The organism is Actinomyces sp. HMSC075C01 (genome assembly GCF_001812965.1).
Taxonomy (GTDB): Bacteria; Actinomycetota; Actinomycetes; order Actinomycetales; family Actinomycetaceae; genus Actinomyces; species Actinomyces acetigenes.
In genome coordinates this window covers 1-5,737 of the sequence record NZ_KV811014.1, presented here as the reverse complement: position 1 = coordinate 5,737, position 5,737 = coordinate 1, and the positions used below count along the sequence as shown (strand labels likewise).

The window sequence follows — 5,737 nt, the reverse complement described above, 5'->3', positions numbered from 1 at the left end:
CACTAACCAATCCCCTTGGAATCAATCATCTAGTCCTGACACCCGATTCGTGATCTACGATGGGGTGTCGCGGCTGCATCCGCAGCCGGTGATGACTCGCCCTCGTCCCGTTCTCCAGGAGAATCGCCTTGCCTCCTCCCGCCTCGCGTGTTCGGCGCAGCTCCTCCCTCATGCCCGTCACCGTCGTCTACGAGCGCATCCCGGTGGACATCTCGCTGCCGGTCGATCTCCCCCTGGTCGAGGTGGTTCCAGCCCTGGCGCAGAAGCTTGAAGGGCTGGGGGAGGAGGCCTCGGCTTACGGCATGTGCTTGACCACGCAGGCGGGTCGTGTTCTCGACGACTCCCTGTCACTGGCGGATCAGCGCGTCGGCGCAGGCGACGTGCTGACGCTCGACCTGCGCAGCACAGAGGCGGAGCACCGCTACGACGATCTGACCGAAGCGGTCGCCGCCGCAGTGGAACGTCAGCAGGTCGCCTGGGACCCCAAGGACACGCTGACCCTGTCGGTGGGAGCCACGTGCCTGCTCTTCACCGCCGGAGGCGCCCTGCTCCTGCGCCAGGGGCCCGGAGGATGGGTGACCCCGGCCTGCGCGGCGGTGGCGGCGGTGCTGCTGATCCTGGCCGCACTGGCCATCAGGCAGATGAAGGAGAAGGGGGCCTGGGCACTGGTCATCACGGCGGCAGTACTCGCCGGCGTGACCCTCCACACCGGGTTCCAGGGACCGCCGACCGGACTGAGGATGGCGGCCGCGGGCGCCGTCGGCGCCTCACTCCTGGGCGCCTGCATACCGTTGCTGGACCGCGATCGTCCGCTGCTCGCAGGCCCCCTGCTCGTGTGCGTGGCCATGATGGCCACGGGGCTGGGGACCCAGGCGCTCGGCTACCGGTTGGCGCCGGTTCTCGCTCTGGTCAGCGCGACCGCTGCCGGCATCTCGCTCCTGACCCCGTGGCTCGCACTCGCCTCAGTCCCAGTGACCATCAGCCTGCCCAACCAACCAGAGGGGTATCACCGAGCCGAGGACGAGGGGCCGATCAAGGCGGCGCTGACATCTCGCATCCTGAACATGCACGGGCTGGTGCTGTCCGTGCGTATCGCCTGCTCGATGATCGTGCTGGTCTCGGTCCCGGCTCTCGCCTCGGTCGGATACGACGGCGTCGCCCTGGTCGCCGCCATCGCGGTCGCCGCGATGCTGAGCACGCGTGCGGTCCGTTCACGGGCGGATGTGACGGCCGGCGTCGTGGGCGGCATGCTCATTTTGGCGACGTTGGTGCTCGTGATCGTCCTCAAACAGGCCGACGTCGTCATGCCCATGGTCGTGCTGGTCGGGGTCGTGGGCCTCGTGGTCCTTCTTCTCAATGTCCTCGGGCCCACGTACCGTCCGAGGCTGGCGCGCCTCACCGATGTCATCGAGATCCTGGTCCTGCTGTCCATCGCACCCCTGGCCGCCCTTGTCATCGGAGTGCTGTGATGGCTTCCAATAAGGACATCCTCAGTGCGCAGCGGTTCAACCGCCAGCGCCTCGTCATGGCCTTCAGCGCGGGGACGCCGGGGGGCCGGGAGGTGGAGCCGCGCAACATGCTCCGACCAGTGATCGGCGGGATCGCGATCGCGCTGGTCATCCTTCTGGTCTCACTGGTCATCGGTCGATTCACCTCCCCGCTGCCCAATGACTGGCAGAACAACACCCTCGTCATCGTGAAGAACGAGGGGACGCGCTACGTGACCATCCGCGGACGTCTGCGCCCGGTCACCAACATCGCCAGCGCCCGCCTCCTGTCGGACCCGGGCTCCTTCAAGCAGACCACCGCCGGCGCCGACACGCTGAACGGCATCGAGAGGGGCTCGCAGGTGGGGATCGCCGACGCCCCGGAGTCACTGCCCACAGCGAAGTCCCTGGTGCCCCGGGGATGGGCCGCCTGCTCCTCCACCGCGGGCGCGACCTCGACCTTCGTCGGCTCAGCACCCTCGGGCATGAGCTCGGTGGGGCATGCGCTGGTGTCTGTGGGGAAGACCCACTATCTCATCGCCAACGGCCACCGCTACCCGATTCCCTCCGAGAACCTGGACGCCGCCCTCCACGCCCTGAATCTGGACACCGATCCCGTGGTCCCAGTTGACGCCACCTGGATCAACCTCTTTCCCCAGGGGAGCACGATCAAGCCCTTCTCCCTGTCGGACGCCGGCACCCCGGTGACCACCCTGTCCTCCTCGATCTCCAACCCCATCGCCGGCTCCCTGCTCGTGGTGTCCGACGGCTCAGGGGCTCAGCGCCACTACCTGGTACGAGCCGACGGCCGAGTCGCCCGCCTCAACGAGGTCGAGCTCGCGATGTACAAGCTCGGATCCCCCAACGTCGCTGAGCAGCAGGTCAACGCCTCGGACCTGAGCCAGGCCGGCACGACGACGTCGTCGGCCCCGTCCGACTGGCCCGACACGCTGGGCAAGGGCACCACTGAGAACCAGAGCGCCTGCGCCGTCCTCCAGGTGGACGCCTCGGGTCAGATGACCTCGACGATCAACGCAAGCAATCAGATCGACAAGGGCGGCGTGACAGTCAAGGGGGGAACGGGCGCTCTGGTGCGAGCGACCTCCAGTGGCTCCGCCGGCCAGGTCTTCCTGCTCACGGACGCCGGTCGCGTCTGGGCGCTGGGAGGCGCCACCGCTGACACGGTCACGCAGCTCGGCTACACCATGAGCAACGTGTCCAGCATTCCCTCCCCGTGGATCTCCTTGTTCCCGGCCGGGCCGGAGCTGTCGAAGGCCGCCGTGTGGAAGGGCGTGCAGGACAAGTGAAGCGTTCCCCGCGCCGCCTGGCGGCGTGCGTTCCCGCGGTGATCCTGTTGGCCGCGTCGCCCGTCGTGGGGACGGCACCACTCGCCGGTTCCGCTGCGGTCTCGGGCGCGAGCGGCGTCGCCGGCGGTGCCCTCATGCCCCGGCTTCCCATGCCCGACCCCCAGCCGGCCTCAACGCAGGAAGCCGCCCCCGCCCCGCAGGATGCGGCGACCCCGGCACCCTCGTCCGCACCGTCCGCCTCATCGGAGCAGACCGCGACCGCCGCCCCGCAGGTGCAGACCGGCCCTCCGCCGATCGACACCGAGGTCGCCGACTGCCAGCGGGGGGAGGGGTCACTGCTGACGACCAGCCCGCCGGTGTTCAAGCAGATCGGCGTGGAGCGGGCCTGGGGCGTGACAGAGGGACAGGGCGTCGTTGTGGCCGTTGTCGACTCCGGCGTGGATGCGAACAACCCTCACCTTCAAGGAGCGATGACCCCGGGGGTCGATCTCCTGGGCCGGGGGGACGGCCAGCGCGACGACAGCGGCCATGGGACCGCGGTGGCGGGGATGATCGCCGCCCGCCAGGTGGAGGGCTCCGGCGTCGTCGGGATCGCCAAGAGCGCCACCATCATGCCGGTACGGGTGTACCAGGGGGCCTCCGACGACCAGGTGAAGAAGGGCGTCGGCCCCACGCCGACGCGCACCGCCGAGGGGATTCAGTGGGCCGCTGACAACGGGGCCAAGGTGATCGTCGTCGGCCACATGCTGACTCAGGATGAGCCCGAGGTTCAGGCGGCGGTGAATCACGCGACTGAGGTCGGGGCCCTCGTGGTGGCCGGAGCCGGTGCCGTGGAGAGCACGAAGCACCCGAGCGGGGGTGCGACGGCCTCCACCCCACCGCCCGCAACGGACGCGAACGGGGCTGAGGTGCGCTACCCGGCTGCCTACCCGAACGTCCTGGGGGTGACGGGCCTGGACGCCAGCGGCGGCGTCTCAAAGAACATGCTGCACGGCTCTCACGTCGACGTGGCGGTCCCCGCCCAGGCCGTTCCCACCACGTTCCTCGACGAGGGGGACTGCCTGGTCTCCCGGAACGGCCCCTCCCCCGCCTTAGCGGCCGGGTACGCCGCGGGGGTTGCGGCGCTCGTGGTGGCCGCACACCCGACGGAGACGCCGGCGGACTGGAAGTACCGGTTGACGGCGACGGCGATCCGGCCGGAGCCGACCAAGTCCAGCCCGGAGACCGGCTGGGGGCTCATTGCTCCGTATGCGGCACTGAACTTCGTCAACGACGGTACGGCGGTGGGGCCGGAGAACCCGCGTGGCGCCCACCCGGTGCCGACGCCGTCTCCGAGCCCGTTGAAGCCGATCGTTCCTGACCCTGCGCCGTGGCGCCGGGCGCGGCTCGCGGGGGGCATCGGGGCTGCGGGACTGGTGGCGCTGTCCTTGGGGCTGGTGGCCAGCAGGATTCGAGGCCGGAAACAGCCCTGAGGGCGGGCGGTCTTGCCGCCACTGGGCGGAGCCGTGACACCTCGCCATGAGCACCCCTATCGTGTTCGCAGGGCTTTGTTACCAACGGTTCGTAGCAGATCAATGCCCGAGGTGTCGAGGAAGGTGGGGAGTTATCCCCCTGTTATTTACCCAACAGTTTGATGGGAGGCTCCCGCATCCGGTTAGCAGTTAGGGTGGGGCTCATGTCTGATCGGTTGGTTGAGGAGCGCTTGTCTCGGATTGCTGAACAGGTCGCCCAGGCGCAGCGCAATAGCGAGGCGACTGAGCGGGTGCGTGAGCAGGCCGACTCGCTGGAGGTCGAGGGCACGTCCAAGAGCGGCGAGGTCACGGTGGTCGTTGACGCCGCCGGGCGCGTGCGGGATGTGCGTTTCACGGCGGCGAGCCAGGTGCTCAATCCGTCCCAGCTCTCCACAGCGGTCATGGAAGCCATCGACACCGGCCGCCGCGACGCGGCGACCAGGATCCGTGCGATCGTGGATCGTCATATCGGTGTGGATACGGGGCTGGGCCAGGCGATGCTGGAGGCCTACGAGCAGATGGCCGGCCCCAAGGTGGGAGCGACCCGGCGTGCCCAGCAGGCCGAGGAGAGCCGCAACAAGAAGCGCAGCGCGCCTCCCGGTCTCATCTTCCCGGGCATGTAACCCCGTGTGGCCTTCGCCTGCTCAGCACGATCTGGGTGAGCAGGGCAGCACTGACTGTTCTCGACAGAATCACATCAAGGACAAGAGAAGGAAGAAAGGGCCTGTGATGACGGATATTCGGGTTAACGGAGAAACCTTGTGTTCGGGGGCGAAGGATACGGATGCGGTGGCTGCTGGCGTGGCTCAGGCCCGGGACGCTTCCGGTGCGGCGCTGGCGGATAACGCGTTCGGCATCATGTGCTCACCGTTGTTCCTGCCGACCTACACGTTGGTGAAGACGGCGGCCGACCTCATGATGGTCTCGGCTGAGAAGGGGCTGCGCAACAGCGCTACGGGCCTGCGGGGTACCGCCACCGCCCTGGAGGGCACCGACTCCAACTCCGCCGCCGGTGCGCGTCAGCTGAGGCCGTGATCGACGATGGGTAACGAGCTTGTCGCTGAGGTTAAAGAGTCGGAGACCGTCTGGTCTGGTTCTCGTCTGATTGAGGACGGTTCTGATCTTAAGGAGGCGTTTGAGTCCAAGAGCTGGGTCGCCGGCGGCCTGGGGACGGCGGCCACGGCCTTGGACACAGCCGCAGCGGTGATGGATCCCCTGGGTGAGGCGCTATCTGCTGGAGTGGGATGGATCATTGAGCACCTGGGGAGCCTCAATGAGTGGCTCAATGAGCTCACCGGTGACAGTGACGCGGTGACTGCGGCTGCCTCGACGTGGACGAACATCGCCACCAAGCTGAACTCGTGCGCCAGCGACCTGGACACGGTGTGCTCCAGCCGTCTGGCCGGCCAGGAGTCACTGGCGGTGGCGACCT

At 68.2% G+C, this 5,737-nt stretch carries 5 protein-coding genes and 1 pseudogene; all 6 read left to right on the top strand.

The window, feature by feature from the left end:
• The first annotated feature begins 128 nt into the window (after window positions 1-128).
• Window positions 129-1,469: an EsaB/YukD family protein gene (locus HMPREF2883_RS09710; protein WP_081384597.1), complete on the top strand. Its 1,341-nt coding sequence runs from the start codon at window positions 129-131 to the stop codon at window positions 1,467-1,469.
• The gene (gene eccB, locus HMPREF2883_RS09705; protein ID WP_070661640.1) at window positions 1,469-2,794 is read left to right on the top strand and encodes a type VII secretion protein EccB; all 1,326 of its coding nucleotides are present in this window, start codon (window positions 1,469-1,471) and stop codon (window positions 2,792-2,794) included. Before HMPREF2883_RS09710 ends, eccB begins: the two co-directional genes overlap by 1 nt.
• Window positions 2,791-4,266 (top strand): S8 family serine peptidase, encoded by a 1,476-nt coding sequence (locus tag HMPREF2883_RS09700; protein ID WP_070661637.1) that lies wholly within the window; start codon window positions 2,791-2,793, stop codon window positions 4,264-4,266. Before eccB ends, HMPREF2883_RS09700 begins: the two co-directional genes overlap by 4 nt.
• 203 nt (window positions 4,267-4,469) lie before the next feature.
• The gene (locus tag HMPREF2883_RS09695) at window positions 4,470-4,928 is read left to right on the top strand and encodes a YbaB/EbfC family nucleoid-associated protein (RefSeq protein ID WP_176747198.1); all 459 of its coding nucleotides are present in this window, start codon (window positions 4,470-4,472) and stop codon (window positions 4,926-4,928) included.
• A 166-nt stretch (window positions 4,929-5,094) separates the two neighbouring features.
• Window positions 5,095-5,340, top strand: coding sequence for a hypothetical protein (locus HMPREF2883_RS09690; RefSeq protein ID WP_141759093.1), 246 nt, complete (start codon window positions 5,095-5,097; stop codon window positions 5,338-5,340).
• Between the two features lie 204 nt (window positions 5,341-5,544).
• Window positions 5,545-5,737, top strand: a pseudogene (locus HMPREF2883_RS14825) (hypothetical protein); the annotation flags it as partial.